The following is an 18,301-nucleotide window of genomic DNA, read 5'->3' as shown; positions in this document are numbered from 1 at the left end:
ATCGATACAATGTGCCGCCCTAATTTATTCAGGTCAACCGGATTACACACAATGGCAGTCCAATGGTTCCCAGGGCATATGAACAAGGCCCGCAAGAAGATCAGTGAAGCCATGCCGGATATCGATCTGGTGATTGAGGTGATGGATGCGCGCCTGCCGTTTTCCAGTACCAATCCCATGGTCGATGAACTGCGCCGCAATAAACCCGTGATCAAGCTGCTGAACAAGCAGGATCTGGCCGACCCAAAAATCACCCAGGCCTGGGTCGAGTATTTCAGCCAGCAAACCAACACCCAGGCATTACCCCTGGTCGCCGAAGACAAATCACAACTGAAACGACTGCTGACCCTGTGCCAGAAGATGGGCAGCGTTCGTACTGATCGTAAACAGGCCATGCGGCTGATGGTGATGGGCATTCCCAATGTGGGTAAATCAACCCTGATCAATGGTTTGGCTGGACGCTATATCGCCCGCACCGGCAATGAGCCAGCGGTGACCAAGTCCAATCAGCTGATCGACCTGAAAAACGGCATGGTGTTATCCGACACGCCGGGGATTCTCTGGCCCAAGTTTGAAAATGAGCACAGCGGTTATCGCCTGGCCGCCAGTGGCGCCGTCAAGGACACGGCAATCGAGTATCAAGACATCGCCAGCCACACGCTGGCTTTTTTGCTGGTGCAATACCCTGACCTGCTGATACAGCGCTACAAACTCAAGGAAAAGCCGGCATCGGCGGCAGAGGCACTGGAAAGTATCGGTCGCAAACGGGGATGCTTGCGACCAGGCGGAGTCATTGATTTACACAAGGCTGCGGAACTGGTGCTGCACGAGTTGCGCTCTGGCAAACTTGGCCGTATTTCTCTCGAAACACCGGATATGATTGCCGCAGAGCTGGCCGAGATTGAAGCACGCCAACTTGAAGAGCAAGCCCGATTGGAAGAACAACGACGCTTGTTGGAACAACGCCATCGGCGACCACGAGAACCCGGCTCTGACGCCTCGGAAAATCCATAACCCGGCAGACTCTGCCGGGCTGGGGCGTCATTGTTGGTTACTGTTCTTGGCTAACACGCTTGGCTAAAAACGGTTGGTTAAAAACGGTTGAGCGGTAACTTGAGATAAGCGACCCCGTTATCCTCGGCTTCAGGCAACGCCCCGGCGCGGATATTGACCTGCAACGAAGGCAGGATCAATCGAGGCATCTCCAGACCGCGATCTCTCTCGGTGCGCAAGGCAACAAACTCTTCCCGGCTAATACTGTCCCGAACGTGGATATTCTGATGCCGCTGCTCGGCAACCGTCACCGAACTGATCAATTCCCGCCCGTCTGGTGGATAATCGTGACACAAATAAAGCCGCGCCTCGTCGCCCAGTGCAAACAGTTTCTGTATTGAGTCATAGAGGGTATTGGCATCGCCACCGGGAAAGTCACATCGCGCAGTACCAGTATCCGGCGCAAACAAAGTGTCGCCAATAAACGCCAACTGATCATCCACCACATAACTGACACACGCCGGGGTATGACCAGGGGTAGCCAAAACCCGAATCTGATGATTGCCCAGGATCAGGCTGTCGCCTTCTGCGACCAGCACATCAAACTGATGGCCGTCTGCGACAAACGATTGCGGCTCATTAAACACTTCCCTGAAAATCCCCTGCACTTTCTTGATCGGTTGCCCAATCACAATATCCGCACCGAACTTGCGGCGCAGATAGTCAGCCGCTGTCAGGTGGTCAGCGTGCGCATGGGTTTCCAGCACATAAACCAGACGGCTGTCTTGCTGCGCCAATTGCCCAAGAATAGCGTCAATGAACCCGGTGCTGGTGCGCCCGGATTTCTGATCAAAATCCAGCACCGGATCGACAATCAGCGACAGGTGATGCTCTGTGTCTTCCAGCCAATGGGTGTAAGTGGATGTATCCTGATGATAAAAACTCTGGATTCGCATGTCAGCCTCCGTATTCTTGAACTCAAAAACAACTATATTAGAATATTCTTATTTAGCAATACTTGATATACACTGTCACTGGTTCCTTCCAGCAGCCTGATGAGATTGCGGTTATGTCACTATCTTCTTTCGACACCCAACGCCAGCCCGCCGTGCGTCTGCTCAAGGCCCTCGCCAACGAACACCGGTTAGCCATACTCTGCCTGCTCAGAAGTGGAGAAATATCCGTTACCGAACTGGGCCGTCAGCTTCCACTCAGTCAATCTGCGCTGTCGCAGCACCTCGCCTGGCTACGGGGAGAGCATCTGGTAGCCAGCCGCAGAGAAGCACAATGCGTATTCTACTGCCTCGTCGATGACAAGGCTGTGCGTGTTATCCGGCTGCTGAATGAATTGTACGGAGACGATACCCCTCATGTTTAATACCCTGCGTAATTATCAGCGCGAGTGGCTGTCTGCCGACTTGGCAGCGGGCCTGGTTGTAGCGATTCTGCTGGTTCCCCAAGGCATTGCCTACGCCTTTCTGGCTGGCCTGCCGCCCCAGGCGGGACTGTATGCCGCGCTGTTACCCTTGTTTATTTATGCCATGCTCGGCACCAGTCCCAGCCTTGCTGTTGGCCCTGCTGCCATCGTGTCATTAATGACGCTGGAGTCCCTGCAACAACTGTCTACCCCTGGCAGTGCCGAATTCAGCCAGCTGGCGGCGGCCTTGGCTGTATTGACCGGGCTGTTTCTGCTGCTCTTTTATTTGATCGGTCTAGGCCGCTGGACAACGTTTATCAGCCATTCCGTCATTTCCGGTTTCTCCAGCGCTGCCGCTATTGTCATTATTATTAACCAGAGTAAATCACTGACCGGCATGTCAGTACCCCGGCAGGAAAGCCTGGCCGATACCTTGTGGTACGTACTGCAACATCTGGAACAAGCGTTACCGGCAGTCATGCTGCTGTCTGCTGCGGCGATTCTGCTACTCAAGGCATGGCCAAGTTTATGCCGCATGCTGATTACCCATCGCTGGAAAATGATGAGCGAATTATTGGGCCGAAGCGGCCCACTGGTCTTGATTGTGCTAGGAATTACGCTGGTGCCAGCGCTGAATTTACCCGCCGAAATTGTTGGTGATATTCCCTCTGGGTTACCTCAGCTGGCATTTCCACACCTGAACAGTGAGCAATGGCAATCCCTGCTCCCTTCCGCGTTGCTGATCGCACTGATTGGTTATCTGGAAAGCCTGTCCGTAGCAACCGCGATGGCCAGGCGGGCGAAAACCTCCGGACTGAACCCTAATCGTGAATTGCTGGCGTTGGGCATTGCCAACCTCGGTGCGGCGGTTTCGCAAGCCTATCCGGTTGCTGGCGGATTTGGACGCAGTATGGTTAACCAAGCGGCCGGAGCACGCAGTCAACTGGCGGGTCTGATCACTCTGGCAGGCATCATTCTGGTACTGGTCGTTGCCACCAGCTGGTTCACCGTCCTGCCCAAGGCATTACTCGGTGCCATTATTGTGGTGGCGGTCATTCCACTGATCAATTTTCAGGATGGCCTGCACGCCTGGCGCTTCCAGAAAAGCGATGGACTGGTATGGCTGGTCACCTTTATGGCGGTATTGGCAACCAATGCCGAATTGGGTATTTCACTCGGTATTTTGCTGTCCTTAGTCCTGTACCTGCGCCGTTCCAGTGAACCGCATATCGCCGAAATCGGTCGTTATAAAAACAGTGATCATTTCCGCAACGTCCAACGTCACCAAGTCAGCACCTCACCTCAAGTGCTGATGATCCGGGTCGACGAAAACCTCTATTTCGCCAATACCCATTATTTGAACGAGTATATTATTCATCGCCTTGAGCAGACTGACGATATCCGCCATGTGGTCTTGGTCGGCAGTGCGATCAACCATATCGACTTTAATGGCTACGAAGGATTATTGGAATTACACCAGCAGTTACAACAACTCAATATTCTACTGCACATGGCTGAATTCAAGGGGCCTGTCATGGACAGACTGGAAAGCACCGACTGGCTGGAGCGCATCAAGCCAGGGCAGGTCTTTTTTACCGCCAGTGACGCCCTCAGAGAACTGGGTCATGTCTGACCGTCACCCTTTCTGCTGCCCCGACCATTCCTGCACCGGACAAAACCCGCAGAACCAGGCAACGCCTCAGTCCTTGCCCTCAAAACGGGTGGATTCCGAACGCCCGACCTATGCAGTATCCGGCCATCGCTCAGGCCCTCGTTTTCGGATTCGATACCGTGAAAGCAGTCATCCTCAAGGTATCTGTGTATTCTGCCCACCGGCACCAAACGTGTAAGCCACCCACAGAATATGCTCTTTTAAACGCATTCCTTAACTTTTGCGCTGAAATGTTTATCATCCCAGCAAACTCTTTTAGTGGCTTTTCCCATGCTTATCCTGACCGCAGTCATCGGCATCGCAGTTATAACCCTTCTTTCTCTCTACGCCTGGCACCTGACCCATAAGGTCAGACAGGTCGAGGCAGAACAACAGGCGCAAGCTGCTACCGCAGAACAGCAGCTGCGCCGCCATCAGCAAGGTCTGGTTCAAGATGTACGTTTTTTGGCCCGGGCGATACTGAGTGATCAATGTGATATCACCGAAGGGGTATTACGACTGCATCACATTATCAGCGGTCTTGATCCATTAGTCTGGCAACATGACAAATTAACTGTTTTACGCACCTTCCATGAGCAGGTCGCCGATATGCCTATCCTCGATGCCTATAAAAAACTCGCACCCAAACAGCAGTTTGCTATCGACACGCGGCGCATTCACCTGGAAGGCGAATACAAGGCTTCTATTGAACACGCATTGGGATGGCTGGTCGAATTCAAGTTTCCGGATCTTGTTCTGCTGCACTAGCCAGCATTCACTAGCCAGCACTGGAACACCAAGCGTCTACGCCAACAGTACCAGGACAGTCATCCCGCAAAGCCAGCTGGCTAATGAGCGCCCAAAGACGTATTCATATGAACGTTCCAATAGGTTCCAACAATCCGCTAAGGAGTCTGTATGACTTTTCGCACCGCACTGATGGCCCCGCTTGTGTTTGCCTGCCTGCCCGCCCTGGCGGACTGGCAGGTTAATAACGATTCGATCGTCGCCTTCCAGACCACCAAGAACATTAACAAAGTTGAAAGTCACCAGTTCAAACACGTTTATGGTTCCGTCAACAGCAGCGGCGCTGCCATGATCAATATCGATCTGACCAGCGTTGAAACCGGTATCGAGATCCGCAACAGCCGGATGAAATCCATGCTGTTTGATACCGATAAGTTTGCGACTGCCGTGCTTCAGGCCAAGATTCCCGACTCCGTCATGACCTCTCTGGAGCAAGGCCAGCCCACTCGCTTTACCCTGTCTGGCTCACTGTCGTTACATGGCAAGCGCGTCCCGGTCAGTACAGAAGTATTGGCCACCCCGGCTGCCGATGATTCCATGGTCGTCAGTAGCCTGGCCCCCATTCTTGTTAATGCCGCTGATTTTGGGCTTGAAGGCGGTATCGAGGCGCTACGAAACGTCGCCAGCCTGGCATCCATCAGTCAGGTTGTACCAGTGGAATTCACCCTGATACTGAATCCAGAGTAATCCGGCTCGTCAGATCCAGCGCGCACAACGTCCCGATTGTGCGCGCGATCCCGTCCATCAGGTAACGGCTCATCACCCAAACACGCAGCTACATCGGATGAAATTTGTTAAACTGCCCGCCACTCTGTTTAAATCTCGCCTGGTAACTGTCTTTGATTCTGGTTTTTGACTCCGGTGTTGGTGGCCTTAGTATCGTCAGGGAAATACATCAATTACGTCCCGATCTGACAGTCCACTATCTAATGGATACTGCCGCCTTTCCTTATGGTACTCACGAGGATCTGGCCCTGACCCGACGGATTGTGTGCTTGTGTCAGCAAGCGGTTCGTGCGCTGCCGGTAAAACTGCTGGTTATTGCTTGCAACACTGCCAGTACACTGGCACTGGACTCACTCCGCCAGGTACTGGATATTCCTGTAGTGGGCGTCGTTCCCGCCATCAAAACGGCCGCAGAACAATCAGCGAACGGCGTTATCGGGCTGTTGGCAACGCCGGCGACTATTGGTCGCTCTTATACAGATCAACTGGTAAAGGACTTTGCCGGGCATTGTGAGGTAAGACGGCTAGGTAGCCGACCACTGGTTGAGTGGGCCGAAACCCTGATCCGCTCACCCGACAGCATCCACGACGTAATGGCAGAACGAATCAGGCAACACCTTTCTCCCTGGGTGGAACAATCGCCTTGCCCTAGCCATATCGTACTGGGTTGCACCCATTTTCCACTGCTACGGCCATATCTGACCTTGCTCTGGCCGTCGATCAACTGGGTAGACTCCGGCGCGGCGATTGCTCGCAGGGTAAACCACTTATTGGGAGCGGCACTGCAGACCGACACTAAAACCGCTATCGGTCATCTCTATTTGTATCAAACCCGTGGCATTGCAGACGCAAAACATCTGAGTCAGTTCTGGTCTACTGGTTATCTGCCAGAGAGTATCAGCCCAGACTGGATCCAACTGAATGTGCCACAGATCATTGGCAATACAGCAAACACAACGTGTACAAGCAACCACCTTGTATAACTATTTATTAATTGAGTATAGTGCTCAGGTATTTCGGAAATCTGGATAAAACATGTCAAAACTCGAAATCCTTTACAGTGAGGTTCTGACCGAACTGGGGGAAGACATCACCCGCGAAGGCTTGCTGGATACACCCAAGCGTGCCGCCAAAGCCATGCAGTTCCTGACCAGTGGCTATGACGCCAATCTCGAAGAGGTCGTCAATGGTGCCGTTTTTACCAGTGACAATGACGAGATGGTCGCGGTGCAGGGCATCGAGTTTTACTCTTTGTGTGAACATCATGTGCTGCCCTTTATCGGGCGTTGTCATATTGGTTATCTGCCCAACGGCAAGGTACTCGGGTTATCAAAATTTGCCCGCATCGTCGACCTGTTTGCTCGCCGCCTGCAAATCCAGGAAAACATGACCAAGCAAATCGCTGAAGCCGTCGAAGAAGTCACCGGTTGTCGAGGTGTGGGGGTCATCATGGAAGCGCAGCATATGTGCATGATGATGCGAGGGGTGCAAAAACAGAACTCCATGATGCGCACTTCCGTTATGAAAGGTGACTTCCGCAACAATGCCGCCACCCGCAGCGAGTTTATGCGTCTGGTAGGAATGTAACCCTGCATCACCCATCACATGACCGGCAGTAGCCACCCCCACATATCAATAATGTGGCAGGCCTTATAACAAATCCTGACAAACTTCTGATCAAGTCTGAAACTCGCCGTACATGGCCGTAGTGCTCACGCAGAATGAGCACAGACTTGTCAGGAGATACGCCAGACAACTGACAGATAGACTCAGCCAGCAACAAGATGATTGGTGTGTACTTTTTACAGCCGCAGGAAAGCAACAATATTTATTATCAGAAAAATCTCGAAAAACACGTCATTGCTACTGTACGAAACACATCCCCCCGGATGCCACCATCCATCTTATATTCTACTTGTCACCTAAGGTAACAAGCGGAAACAAAGCCATTGTGAAAAAAAATGTAATTGCGATTAATCATCACAGAGCGTAGATTCAGATGTGAGAAAGGAGAAAACAATAAACAATGAGAGGTAATGGAATATGAAAAATCACCTATTGGCAATTGCCATACTGCCTTTTCTTTCAGCAGCCTGCATGGCCGATAACACCCCGGTTACCTCATTAGATGGCAACCATACCCTGCAACTGAAAAACTCATCATCACGTGATTATTTTTATATCACAGATGCGTATACCAGCTCTATTTATAATGACCAGTCCAGCGCCGGTATACAGCGCCTGGAACTGACGGTTAAATCAGACCTTATCAGTGGCCGAGGAGTGGGAATATCTCTTTATGACGCCATTACAATAGCCACTGAGTGGGAGCATTTGGCAAAACTGGAAAGTCGACTGAATGCCTTGGTAAAAATGCTGGATACCCGCCTTCAACAAGGCGATTCAATTGTGATCGAATATACGCCAGGGCGCGGCTCTGAAGTTATTGTCAAAAATGAATATATGGGTATTATTCAAGGTCATGACTGGTTCAATGCCCTGACCCAGGCATCCATGACAACAAAGACTCCCCTGGACACCCAGATGCTGCAAGCACAGACTCGTCAACTCGATTCCGGTATAGCGGCGACCATTTTGTAGACTTATCATCAACCGGTTTGATGCTTTTTCCTTAAGGGTATTCCCATTCATTTGGGCATTAAAAAAGCGGCAATAGCCGCTTTTTTAAAAAAACATATGATTACTGCGGTCAGAATTTATAGCCAGCAGTCACTAATATGACCAGAGGATCAATTTCTACGTCCAGAGCATCATTAAGTTTGGAATCAATATCAATTTTGTATAAAGCAATATTCGCTAACCAGCTAGCATCTATATCATAGTTAACGCCCAAAGAATAAGCCAAACCGGTGCTCTTATCCAAGTGCTTTGCCGCCATACCTTCATCAAAGAAGAATGTGTGGTTCAAACCCAGACCAACATAGGGCTGAAGTGCTGATTCCGGAGATAACGGGTAATACTGGACAGAAATCGTCGGTGGCAACTGTTTGGTTGTCGCAACCTTGTTGCCATTGGAAGTGACTTCATGTTCAAAAGGAGTCGCCGCCAACAGTTCCACACCGACCTGCGGGGTCGCCATATAGGTCAGAGTCAGACCCAGCTGAGTGTCATCCTCAATCTGATAGTTAGTACCTTCAATGGGATCATCCTTAGGCTTGACCTGAACCAGACCCGCCTTGACGATAATATCACCTGCTTCGTAAGCCATGGCCGGGATAGCAGATACCGCAATAGCAGTGGCCAGCAAAGTTTTGATCAGTTTCATTTTGCACTCCTTGATTCCGTGCGCTTGATAGATGAGTGCAGAGTACCTGCCTTCTGGTGCACAATTTTGATGCAAATCAAGCATTCAACGCCCCAAAAAAAAGACATTTAACAAACTTGTGGCAGGTCAAGTTGAGCCAGTCACCCTGATTTGTGGATGCCGGTATGGCACGCTTCTTTCATCGCCAGACAACAAAAAAACGTTAGCTGGGCTACAGTTAGGTAATCCCTGATACTATTACCAACCGTTCCTGCTGGCTGGCCGGTTTCAGCTTGGCGCTGGTACGGAGGCTCTGCCCCATTACGTTGAACAGCATCAAAAAAGTGCCAAATCGGTCTGCAAAACCCATCAGGACATGGCCCTGCTGAAAATACTGACCAAAGGGTTCCCACTAATGGCGGCTTGTAATGGCAACTTGGTTTGGCCAGGAAATTTTTATACCGACGACAAGCAAATCGCTACTTGACCCAGACCTGAAAGCTGGCCAAATAGCGATCAGTACTCCCAGAGCATTATTCTGAGTAACATCCGGAGAAAATCATGGAGTTGACATTTGATTGAGCAATTTTCTGCGGCATTTGGCACGCGGATAGGAAGACAACTGCTCTCATATCTGCTGCTGGCAAATTTCCTGATTGCCATGCTTTCCTATGGCTGGATACTGATTGACGACTATCAGCGAGGCACCCAGCGACTGCAAAACAATTTGGTAAAGCTGGAAGCCAGCTATGAAAACAGCCTCGCAATCAGCCTCTGGAATTTTGATGCCGAACAGTTGCGCACTCAACTTGAAGGGATGCTCAATTTTGACGGCGTTGAGTACATTGCCATCGACAGCGCTGACTTCGGCTACATAGAAACGGGGCTCAAACCCGGCGAAATCGATATCCGCCACCAGTTTGAAGTCTATTATGAAGAGAAGGGGAATCAGACTTTTCTTGCAACTCTGACCATTCTCGGCAGTTATGAGCAGCTGCGCCAACAACTCGAAACCCGTGCGTTTAACATGTTATTGGTACAGTTGTGCCAAACCATCGCCATCTCACTGATTTTGCTGTTATTGATCCATCATCTGATTACCCGTCATATACGCTCACTGTCAGACTGGGCCAGAACCTTTTCGATTCAAACCCCCGACCACCCTGTTGCACTTCAGCATCGTTCCCGCGTTGCTCCGGAAAAACGGGATGAGCTGGATGCCCTTGCCTTTGCCATCGAACAAATGCGCCAATCATTACTCAGTGACATGCAGTTGCGTGATCAGGCCAGAATCGAGCTGGAAGATACTCATAATCATCTCAATATGGCAATTGAAAACACAACAATGGGCTTCTGCCGTTATCTGGTTCGAGAAGACCGGATGGAAACCAACCGCAATTTTTGTTATCAGTTACGCACAGACCAGGAAGCGCTGAACCGTATCGACAATCCGTTGCATGCAATATTGGAACGCTTGAACTCTGATACTGGTGTTGAACAGCGAGAGCGCGTTTACCAGCTGCTGCAAGGACGTATCAAACGAGTGCAGGGCAAGTTTTCATTACTCAAGTTCAACGGCCAGGAAGGTGTGTTTGATATCAGTTTCCAGGCTATCCGCTTTCACAATAATCGCCCGGAAGAAGTACTGATTTGCAGTGTTGACCATACCGCTGAATATTATGCCCGCAAACAGCTGCAAGAATTGAATCTTCGAATGGAAACGGCATTACGCCAGCAACAGGACGAATTCCAGCATCTGGGCATGGTGCAAAGCAGCGATCTCGATCGTTTGCGACGAGAGTGTGACCACCTGCGCCACCAGATGGCCAACCGACAACGTCCTTCACTGTTGTCACTGGTCACCCCTTCGCTTGAAACTGCCGCGAAGGCTGCTGAACCGACCCTCGCGGCGCCACTAAATGTGACCATTCACGCGTTTAATGTGCTCACAGGCCCAGCGAAGCAATCTGTCGACCTGGTGCAATTTATCCAACGCTACCTGACTCGGGCGAAATCAACGGCTGCTCTGACGACACCACTATCTCTGATTATTGATGTCAAACTGGCATTGATTGAATTTCTGCTTGAACATTTACTGATAAAACCATCCAGAAAAAGTGATGCCACACCAGCACTCGCACTCGCACTGCACAATCAGACGCTGAGCATGACCGTTGCGTTGCGCGCTGGAACCCAACCGCCACCGCACGCACCCTGGCCTCGACTCTTGCAAGGAATCTGCGAAGAAATTGTCGATATGGAGATCAACGGCCATATTCTCTGGACGGATGATTCATCCTGCTTCACCGCCACCATCAAGTTAAATCTGGAAGATCTCTAGCGATGCGCGTTTTCCACACCCTACATTGCAGCACTCATGCCTAGCCGTGCTCCCTGGGAAGTCTTGCGTCTTCTCAATCGGGCACACCCGATCGGCAACCCAGCCCTGGCCACTCCGGTGTCGACCTTATTATCAGGCTCACTACAACAGCTGCTTGAACACGTTGATATAGCCGCGATGAGCACACAGCATGGAGATCAGCTGGGGCCAGCCGATCAGGAAATGCTCTTCCAGATTCTTCAGGCCAGTATTGACGGACTGGAAATGGCGTCCTGGTGGATGCGCTATACCCGGCTGTCAATACCATGGCTCGACATCAAAATGGCAGCAACAGCAAGCACCCTCAATCTTACGATCAGCATTGCTCCAGAGCTTTCGGATGAACTACCAGCCAGAGTCAAAAACGACCTGCATCAATACATGTTGGGGTATATCAACGCCCGGCTGCTCAGAGGCATGATCGACCTTGGCCTGGTTGATAGCCAGCTGACCTCCCTGAATACGCTCCGCCAGACTCTGACACTGACCTTGCCTTCCTCTGACCAACGTCCGTCAACGATTCCGTCGATAAAGGCGCGCCGTCAATGCCTGCAACGCCTGTCCAACCAGCCTGCCAGCAACGATGATGCCGGAGTCCAGGTCTGGCAATGGTTACAAAGAGAACCTGACGCGCCTGGCGTCGATGCCTGTGCCAAAGCATTGCAGATCAGCAGCCGCACCCTCAATCGCAAACTCGCTAATCTGGGAACACGTTACCAGTCATTACAGGAATTGCACCGCAGCTCACTGGCACTTCAGGGTATCGAACAAGCAGATCTGCCACTGCGATTACTGGCACAACAACTGGGTTACGATAACCCGGCAAACTTTGGCCGTGCCTGCCGCCGCTGGTTCGGTCAATCCCCCAGAGCATTACGCCGAGCACTGCAGTCTGGCCCCCAATATGAACTTCACCGGTAATTTTTGGTCTCACTGAGTCATCTATACAACGAGAAGGTGGCCCGCATGCACACGCCCATTCATACGCTGACTGATTTGTTTCGCCAGCTTGGCTTACCACACAGCGAAACGGAAATCAGTACTTTTATTGATCGTCACAAACCTATTGGCCAACATTCCCAGCTCTCAGAATTGTCCTTTTTTACGACGTCACAACAGCAGTTCCTGAGCGAATCACTCAACGAGGATGCCGACTGGTCGGAAGTGATCGATACCCTGGATACGCTACTGCGACAAGAACCTGATATTCGCCCCTCGTAAAGTCAATCAAGCGGTCTGCAAGCCGGAGATAGAGGTATTTTGGTAATAAATTCGGTTGCTGCCAGTCGCTGCAAACCGTACATTCCACTTCCCGGTTTTCAGATAAGAGGTAGCTGTGGCCTATCCACATTTTATTGCTGTTGACGCCAGCTCCTACGAGGAAGAAGCGCATCCCATTGCCATTGCCTGGTCAATGGCGGATGGCTTGATCAAGACAACACTCATCCAACCCGATGATGGCTGGAATGACTGGGACTATGCTCTCGAAGATATACATGGCATCAGTCAAGATACCCTCTATCAGCGCGGGGAAACTACCTGGGCAATTGTGCGTGAGCTTGAGAATGACCTGGAACAAACCTGGTTAATGACCGATGATCCCGAGCGCATCGAACCTCTGCTGACCAAAATCTATGAGGCTTGCAATCGCGAACTCAGTATCGAACTCGGCAACCATAGTGAAGAAATCACCGACCAACCAGCACTGGCGGAAGCCACAGACCAGTTGTTTCATCACCAACTGACCTGCGATGAACGCGTACTGATCATGCTACAGCTGTGGGCCAAACAGCATGGACTCACCGACAAACTACCCGAACAGGATCTGGAGCAGGACTGACCAGGGCAGCCCCGTCCAGACGAACAACTTGCGACTACGGCACGCAGCGTGCGTGAGAGGGACAAGGATCATCCTCTGTATGACCGATCAGACTTTCATGAACTTGCCGGGAAGCTGCTTCGCCGCCAAGCCCGGCATGACTGATCGTATCCAGCCCTTGCTCCCGCAACGTCTGCGCAACCTGTACCATCGCCTTGAGTGCAGGTTTCACCTCTTCCCAACGACGGGTTTTCAAGCCGCAATCCGGGTTCACCCAAAGGTTGCGTAGCGGTACAACGGCAGCCGCTGCTCTCAATATCGAAGCCATCGCCTCAGTATCCGGTACATTCGGGCTGTGAATATCATAAACACCTGGGCCAATACCATTGTGATAAGGCCGACTGGCCAGGCCGCCCAGCAATTTACTCGCTGAACGCGCGGTCTCCAGCGTAATAACATCGGCATCCATAGCTTCGATCGCTGGCAGAATATCGTCAAAATCGGCGTAACACATGTGCGTGTGAATCTGGGTCTCAGCAGCAACAGCGGTGGTTGCATAACGGAAGCTATTGACGGCCCAGGCCAGATAATCCGCCCGCTCGGCCTGCTTTAATGGTAATGCCTCACGTAATGCCGGTTCATCCACCTGGATCATGCCGATTCCAGCAGCTTCCAGTTCGGCAATTTCGACTCTCAGGGCAGCCGCAAGCTGATAGGCGGTTTGAGACCAGGGTTGGTCATCACGAACAAACGCCCATTTCAGCAAGGTCACTGGACCGGTCAACATTCCTTTCACCGGACGCTCACTCAGGCTGGCCGCATAACGACTCCATTCCACCGTCATGGGTTGCAGTCGCTCAATATCCCCAAAAATCAGCGGCGGTTTGACACAACGGGAGCCATAACTTTGTACCCAGCCATGGCTCGATACAGCAATGCCCTCCAGCAACTCACCAAAATATTCCACCATATCGTTACGTTCGGCTTCGCCATGCACCAGTACGTCCAGGCCGATGTCCTCCTGAACCCGGATGCAGTGTTCTATTTCCGTCAGCAAGCCCTGATGATAGACCGATGGGTTGATATCGCCCTGGCGAAACCGTTGGCGCAACTGACGAATCTCAGCCGTTTGAGGAAATGAGCCAATCGTTGTTGTCGGCAATAACGGCAACTGCCAGCGCGCTTGCTGACACTCAGCTCGCTGCTCATACGGCAGGCTGCGTTGCCACTGCTGGCTGGCCGCCGTTTGTGCCACCAACTTGACCGCAGGCTTGTGAACCATGAGCGACTCGTGGCGATCAGTAATACAGTCTGCTTGCTGCTGCCAGGCCAGGCGGTTTAATGTCGCTGCGGTGTTGAGCCCGTCACGTAATAGACTGCCCTCTTCCAGTTTTTGCTGTGCAAATGCCAACCAGGGTAATACCGCCGGAGTCATACGCCCGTCCGTTTCGGCTTCATTATCAACATCATAGGGTACATGCAGTAACGAACAGGAGGTCGAAACCCAGAGACGATCGCCAAGTTGTTCAGCGACCGGCTTCAACAAGCGGTAACAGGCATCCAGATCCGTACGCCAGATATTGCGCCCCGAGATAGCGCCAACAGACAGCACCTTGTAAGGCCCCAGCTTATCCACCAGCGCGCCAAGATCATCGGTTCCTGCCACCTGATCGATATGAAGCCCCTGCACCGGTAACCCCAGCGCCACAGACTGATTACGTTCCAGGCTGCCAAAATAACTGGCCAGAAGGATATTCAGACCGCCAAAACGCAGGCTGTGATAAGCCGGTTCAAATGCTTGCCGCCAGTCATCTGGCAGATCCAGCGCCAGTACAGGCTCATCCAGCTGCACCCAGTCGATACCTTGTTCTTTCAACAAACAGAACAACTCACTGTAAATCGGTAAAAGTCGTGGCAACAGGCTCAATCGATCAACACCCTCTGCACTTTTAGCCAGAAAGAGATACGTCATCGGACCAAGAATGACCGGTTTAACCTGATCAGTCAGCGCCTGGGCGGCGCGGATCTCATCCAGCAACCACTCAGGCTGCAACTGGAAGGTATCGTCAGCGCGACACTCAGGCACCAGATAATGGTAATTGGTATCAAACCATTTGGTCATTTCCGCAGCGTGGCAGGGTGTTCCTGACGGTGCCCGTCCCCTGGCCGTCAGAAACATCTGATCAATCCGATTATCCGTGGTTTTTACCCGTTCTGGTAAATGTCCCAGCAGTACCGACGTATTCAGTACGTGATCGTAAAGAGCAAAATCCCCGACCGTGAGCCAATCAACGCCAGCGGCAAGCTGACGTTGCCAATTGGACTCACGGATGCGGGTTGCTATCGACAGCAACTCTGGCTGACTGACGTCACCAGCCCAATAACCTTCCAATCCACGTTTAAGCTGGCGTTGTTCACCAATACGAGGGAAACCAGGAATATGAAACTTCGTCATGTTTTTTCTCTGAATCATGAAATTAATGCTGATTCTGGCAGGATTTATTTATGAGAAAAAACGAAATAAATTGAACTTATATTGAGAAATATTAATTCAGAGCAACAATGAACAAACCAGTAGTACTTCTGCAAGACTATCCAATCACCTTGTCCCCCGGATAACGTGTGATCCAATCACGGCCACCGTCCGTTACATCGACACCCGCTCGGTTGCAGCCGCAGCAGAACCTCCTGCGAGACACAAATCGGCAGGATGTGCCTTGCGAATAGTCAGCAGCACATGGCCAAGCGTCAATCCCCATTTACTCATACGGGTTTCGTTGACGATGGTTTTCTCGTTCACCAGAAACATCCAGTCATCCATACGCAGCGTGATCTGATCGTCATCCGCACCGTAGTTCAACAGGTAGTTCATATGCAAACTGTTACCAGCAAAGGTCATGCGAGCTGGCTCCACCACGTCATTAGCCGTCGCCATATAGGCTCCATCACGATCCGGCACGAGGGTCCAGATGCGTTTTTCATAATCCCCCAGATGCCGATCAGCAAACTGAAAAACTTCATCCAGGGTACCGATGCCCGCTGAATCCCAACTGGCCAAGATGCGGGCATTAAAATGGCGGGTCACCCTGCCGCGATAATCTTTTACGATACCATCCGCGCATAGCCGCCCATTAAAAAATGTCTTGGGTATCAATGTCGGCGTGTTGGCAACGTACTCCTGAACGGTGATGCTGCTGCACCCGAGAAGCCCCACAGAGGCAGTGGTAAGAACAACCATAAAAATAACCGGTTTCATAAAACACTCCCTTAAAGCGCTGCTGTCATTCGGTGATTGATACACCACAATCAAGACCAAAAACCTATACAGTATTATACAACAACAAAATCAGGAATCTGCAAAGCCGTCTGCAAAAGGGGAAAGCCGCTACAATGAAACTCAGTCGTTCTGGCGGGTACGCTTGATAAAATGCGCCTGGCAATCAGGAGAAACCAGCGTATAGATACTGTACTTCTTTTCGCCAGCCTGAATATAACTGGCAACTTCTTTTTGCCGACTGGGCCAGTGGCGCTTCAACACCAGCGCGGGGTGAAAAACGACAGCGGCCTTGAATAACTTCTTTGCCAAGGTGTCACTGGCGACCACGGCATCACGATCGTTGCACTCGGGTTCAGCGTTCGCAACATCAACCGCAATGATCATCACCATGCCAAGACAGAAAGAACGAACAAGCCACATAACAGCAACCACTACACAGTCATCAGAAAGTTGCTTTACAGCCTAGCAGGTTATAGTAAGTGATGGCTTTTACAGGGAATGGGCATGAGTGCCGACAGCCAGAGCCAGGCAAAATTCACAGTGCAGGTACAGAGCAGAGGATGGGTAAACAAGAAGGTGGCAGCAAGTCGGTTGGGCTAATTTAACCGCCTTACTGCCATTTTTTAACGTCACACTAACCACGACAGTTCCACTTTATGCCGGGGGACACGCGCCCCCAACAATGTTCCAGCACTTACCGATCAATACGCAGTGAAACCCGACGTTCCTGCTCCTTCAAGCCTTCCATGGTTCCCACCAGCAGCGACAACAGTAATGCCACTACCACCACAGCAATCAGTACTGCCAATACGCCGGGGTCAAGCGTCGCCTTATACTGCAAAAGCGACAGGCCATCCGCAGGGGAATGGCTATAGTTCATATGCATTGCCGCCATACCGGTATAGTGCATGCCACATACAGCAACTCCCATCACCATGGCACTGAGTATTCTCAGCATCAGCGTATGGACATTAAATGCCAACCATAACGCACAGATCGAAGCACCCACCGCAATCAGGATGGACGCCCCGACCAGAGCCGGGTCGTAAATCATTTCACCCGGCATCACCATCGCTTCCATTCCTGTGTAGTGCATGGAAGCCACACCAAGCCCGGTGATAAGACCGGCACTCAATAACCGCATCAGGCTATCCGGGTTACGCCCTACAACATACAAGCCCAATCCGACAACCACGACGGCCAACACCAATGATGCCAGTGTCATTCCCAGGTCGTAACCAAAATCAACCGGAGTATCAAATGCCAGCATGCCGACAAAATGCATCGCCCATACACCACCCCCACCCAAGGCAAAAGCCGATCCAACCACCCAGAACCACAGATTTTCCGGGCGCGATGTGGCCATACCTTTGGCAAGTTTCAGGGCGGTATACGAACCCAGTACAGAAATACAGTACGAAAGTGCGACCAGCGCCAAATTGTACTCAGAAGCCATAGCCACCTCACAGTTCAGAAAGCGTCAGATCGGATAACCGTTCCACTTTCTGAGTAAAAAACACGACGAAAAAACCGCCAAATCAAATGCCAGACATCATTTCGAACAACTCTGACGCAACTATTGTATAGGTTTTATATAATATTGAATAGAAACCGTACATTAAAAATGTAGCACAATTTGTCATAAGCACCTCAAAACGCATATAAAATCTGACATAAATCAATAAATCCAACAAGCCATGTATCGACAAAATCAAAAAAATAGCGTCAAGAGTTTAAAAAATCGCGGTCATTTCATACAATTCAGAACCAAAAAGTCATAAAAAACCCATTCTTAATGATAAAAAATCAAAAAATGATGCAATACATGTACAAAAATAGGGGTTTTAATTCTTAACAAAGTTACAAGATGGGGGAGAGATGGGGGAGAATCCCCTGGTAATAAAAGAGGGATGAAGCGCGAAGACTGCCGTCTGATCAAAAAACCAGCGGCAGTCAGATCAAATCG

At 51.0% G+C, this 18,301-nt stretch carries 18 protein-coding genes; 12 read left to right on the top strand and 6 right to left on the bottom strand.

What is annotated here, in order from left to right:
• Positions 1-51: 51 nt before the first annotated feature.
• Positions 52-1,014, top strand: coding sequence for a ribosome biogenesis GTPase YlqF (gene ylqF, locus SOJ49_RS07280; RefSeq protein WP_369857569.1), 963 nt, complete (start codon positions 52-54; stop codon positions 1,012-1,014).
• 77 nt (positions 1,015-1,091) lie between these two features.
• Here ylqF and SOJ49_RS07275 read toward each other — a convergent pair whose 3' ends face one another.
• The gene (locus SOJ49_RS07275) at positions 1,092-1,949 is read right to left on the bottom strand and encodes an MBL fold metallo-hydrolase (RefSeq protein ID WP_369857568.1); all 858 of its coding nucleotides are present in this window, start codon (positions 1,947-1,949) and stop codon (positions 1,092-1,094) included.
• 113 nt (positions 1,950-2,062) lie between these two features.
• Between SOJ49_RS07275 and SOJ49_RS07270 the strand changes: the two genes are divergently transcribed.
• The 7 genes from SOJ49_RS07270 (at position 2,063) to SOJ49_RS07240 (ending at position 8,195) form a co-directional block, all read left to right on the top strand.
• Entirely contained in the window at positions 2,063-2,371 is a 309-nt protein-coding gene (locus SOJ49_RS07270; protein ID WP_369857567.1) for an ArsR/SmtB family transcription factor, read from the top strand.
• Positions 2,364-4,043: a SulP family inorganic anion transporter gene (locus tag SOJ49_RS07265; RefSeq protein WP_369857566.1), complete on the top strand. Its 1,680-nt coding sequence runs from the start codon at positions 2,364-2,366 to the stop codon at positions 4,041-4,043. Before SOJ49_RS07270 ends, SOJ49_RS07265 begins: the two co-directional genes overlap by 8 nt.
• 309 nt (positions 4,044-4,352) lie before the next feature.
• Positions 4,353-4,829 (top strand): DUF2489 domain-containing protein, encoded by a 477-nt coding sequence (locus SOJ49_RS07260; RefSeq protein WP_369857565.1) that lies wholly within the window; start codon positions 4,353-4,355, stop codon positions 4,827-4,829.
• Positions 4,830-4,979: 150 nt separating this feature from the next.
• On the top strand, positions 4,980-5,555 hold the full coding sequence (locus tag SOJ49_RS07255) for a YceI family protein (RefSeq protein WP_369857564.1): 576 nt from the start codon (positions 4,980-4,982) through the stop codon (positions 5,553-5,555).
• A gap of 152 nt (positions 5,556-5,707) precedes the next feature.
• A complete protein-coding gene (gene murI, locus SOJ49_RS07250) occupies positions 5,708-6,577 on the top strand; it encodes a glutamate racemase (protein WP_369857563.1) in 870 nt (289 codons plus the stop codon).
• A 52-nt stretch (positions 6,578-6,629) separates the two neighbouring features.
• Positions 6,630-7,181 (top strand): GTP cyclohydrolase I FolE, encoded by a 552-nt coding sequence (folE, locus tag SOJ49_RS07245; protein ID WP_369857562.1) that lies wholly within the window; start codon positions 6,630-6,632, stop codon positions 7,179-7,181.
• A 456-nt stretch (positions 7,182-7,637) separates the two neighbouring features.
• A complete protein-coding gene (locus SOJ49_RS07240; RefSeq protein WP_369857561.1) occupies positions 7,638-8,195 on the top strand; it encodes a chalcone isomerase family protein in 558 nt (185 codons plus the stop codon).
• 109 nt (positions 8,196-8,304) lie between these two features.
• Here the strand turns inward: SOJ49_RS07240 and SOJ49_RS07235 are convergent, their stop codons facing one another.
• Positions 8,305-8,880, bottom strand: a complete 576-nt coding sequence (locus SOJ49_RS07235; RefSeq protein WP_369857560.1) for an OmpW family protein — start codon at positions 8,878-8,880, stop codon at positions 8,305-8,307.
• A 553-nt stretch (positions 8,881-9,433) separates the two neighbouring features.
• Here SOJ49_RS07235 and SOJ49_RS07230 point away from each other — a divergent pair.
• The 4 genes from SOJ49_RS07230 (at position 9,434) to SOJ49_RS07215 (ending at position 13,079) form a co-directional block, all read left to right on the top strand.
• On the top strand, positions 9,434-11,200 hold the full coding sequence (locus SOJ49_RS07230) for a hypothetical protein (protein WP_369857559.1): 1,767 nt from the start codon (positions 9,434-9,436) through the stop codon (positions 11,198-11,200).
• 36 nt (positions 11,201-11,236) lie between these two features.
• Entirely contained in the window at positions 11,237-12,160 is a 924-nt protein-coding gene (locus SOJ49_RS07225) for a helix-turn-helix domain-containing protein (protein WP_369857558.1), read from the top strand.
• Between the two features lie 45 nt (positions 12,161-12,205).
• Entirely contained in the window at positions 12,206-12,460 is a 255-nt protein-coding gene (locus tag SOJ49_RS07220; RefSeq protein WP_369857557.1) for a DUF2789 family protein, read from the top strand.
• A 115-nt stretch (positions 12,461-12,575) separates the two neighbouring features.
• Positions 12,576-13,079, top strand: a complete 504-nt coding sequence (locus SOJ49_RS07215; protein WP_369857556.1) for a hypothetical protein — start codon at positions 12,576-12,578, stop codon at positions 13,077-13,079.
• Between the two features lie 34 nt (positions 13,080-13,113).
• Here the strand turns inward: SOJ49_RS07215 and metE are convergent, their stop codons facing one another.
• The 4 genes from metE to SOJ49_RS07195 form a co-directional block, all read right to left on the bottom strand.
• Positions 13,114-15,513: a 5-methyltetrahydropteroyltriglutamate--homocysteine S-methyltransferase gene (gene metE / locus SOJ49_RS07210; RefSeq protein WP_369857555.1), complete on the bottom strand. Its 2,400-nt coding sequence runs from the start codon at positions 15,511-15,513 to the stop codon at positions 13,114-13,116.
• Positions 15,514-15,705: 192 nt separating this feature from the next.
• Positions 15,706-16,314 carry a DUF3833 domain-containing protein gene (locus SOJ49_RS07205; RefSeq protein ID WP_369857554.1) on the bottom strand — a complete coding sequence of 203 codons (609 nt, stop codon included), beginning with the start codon at positions 16,312-16,314 and terminating at the stop codon, positions 15,706-15,708.
• A gap of 141 nt (positions 16,315-16,455) precedes the next feature.
• Positions 16,456-16,755: a hypothetical protein gene (locus SOJ49_RS07200; RefSeq protein ID WP_369857553.1), complete on the bottom strand. Its 300-nt coding sequence runs from the start codon at positions 16,753-16,755 to the stop codon at positions 16,456-16,458.
• A 274-nt stretch (positions 16,756-17,029) separates the two neighbouring features.
• Positions 17,030-17,791 (bottom strand): MHYT domain-containing protein, encoded by a 762-nt coding sequence (locus SOJ49_RS07195; protein WP_369857552.1) that lies wholly within the window; start codon positions 17,789-17,791, stop codon positions 17,030-17,032.
• Between the last annotated feature and the right edge of the window lie 510 nt (positions 17,792-18,301).

Origin of the sequence: Candidatus Thalassolituus haligoni (assembly GCF_041222825.1) — a bacterium.
GTDB lineage: Bacteria > Pseudomonadota > Gammaproteobacteria > Pseudomonadales > Oceanobacteraceae > Oceanobacter > Oceanobacter antarcticus.
The sequence above is the reverse complement of the archived record's forward strand: the minus strand, read 5'-3'. Positions and strand labels throughout refer to the sequence as shown.

Coding starts and splice junctions, on each gene's coding strand:
- SOJ49_RS07270 (WP_369857567.1), top strand. CDS start 2,063: ATGTCACTATCTTCTTTCGACACCCAACGCCAGCCCGCCGTGCGTCTG.
- metE (WP_369857555.1), bottom strand. CDS start 15,513: ATGACGAAGTTTCATATTCCTGGTTTCCCTCGTATTGGTGAACAACGC.
- SOJ49_RS07205 (WP_369857554.1), bottom strand. CDS start 16,314: ATGAAACCGGTTATTTTTATGGTTGTTCTTACCACTGCCTCTGTGGGG.
- SOJ49_RS07220 (WP_369857557.1), top strand. CDS start 12,206: ATGCACACGCCCATTCATACGCTGACTGATTTGTTTCGCCAGCTTGGC.
- SOJ49_RS07200 (WP_369857553.1), bottom strand. CDS start 16,755: ATGTGGCTTGTTCGTTCTTTCTGTCTTGGCATGGTGATGATCATTGCG.
- SOJ49_RS07265 (WP_369857566.1), top strand. CDS start 2,364: ATGTTTAATACCCTGCGTAATTATCAGCGCGAGTGGCTGTCTGCCGAC.
- SOJ49_RS07240 (WP_369857561.1), top strand. CDS start 7,638: ATGAAAAATCACCTATTGGCAATTGCCATACTGCCTTTTCTTTCAGCA.
- SOJ49_RS07275 (WP_369857568.1), bottom strand. CDS start 1,949: ATGCGAATCCAGAGTTTTTATCATCAGGATACATCCACTTACACCCAT.
- SOJ49_RS07260 (WP_369857565.1), top strand. CDS start 4,353: ATGCTTATCCTGACCGCAGTCATCGGCATCGCAGTTATAACCCTTCTT.
- SOJ49_RS07225 (WP_369857558.1), top strand. CDS start 11,237: ATGCCTAGCCGTGCTCCCTGGGAAGTCTTGCGTCTTCTCAATCGGGCA.
- ylqF (WP_369857569.1), top strand. CDS start 52: ATGGCAGTCCAATGGTTCCCAGGGCATATGAACAAGGCCCGCAAGAAG.
- folE (WP_369857562.1), top strand. CDS start 6,630: ATGTCAAAACTCGAAATCCTTTACAGTGAGGTTCTGACCGAACTGGGG.
- SOJ49_RS07255 (WP_369857564.1), top strand. CDS start 4,980: ATGACTTTTCGCACCGCACTGATGGCCCCGCTTGTGTTTGCCTGCCTG.
- SOJ49_RS07235 (WP_369857560.1), bottom strand. CDS start 8,880: ATGAAACTGATCAAAACTTTGCTGGCCACTGCTATTGCGGTATCTGCT.
- SOJ49_RS07195 (WP_369857552.1), bottom strand. CDS start 17,791: ATGGCTTCTGAGTACAATTTGGCGCTGGTCGCACTTTCGTACTGTATT.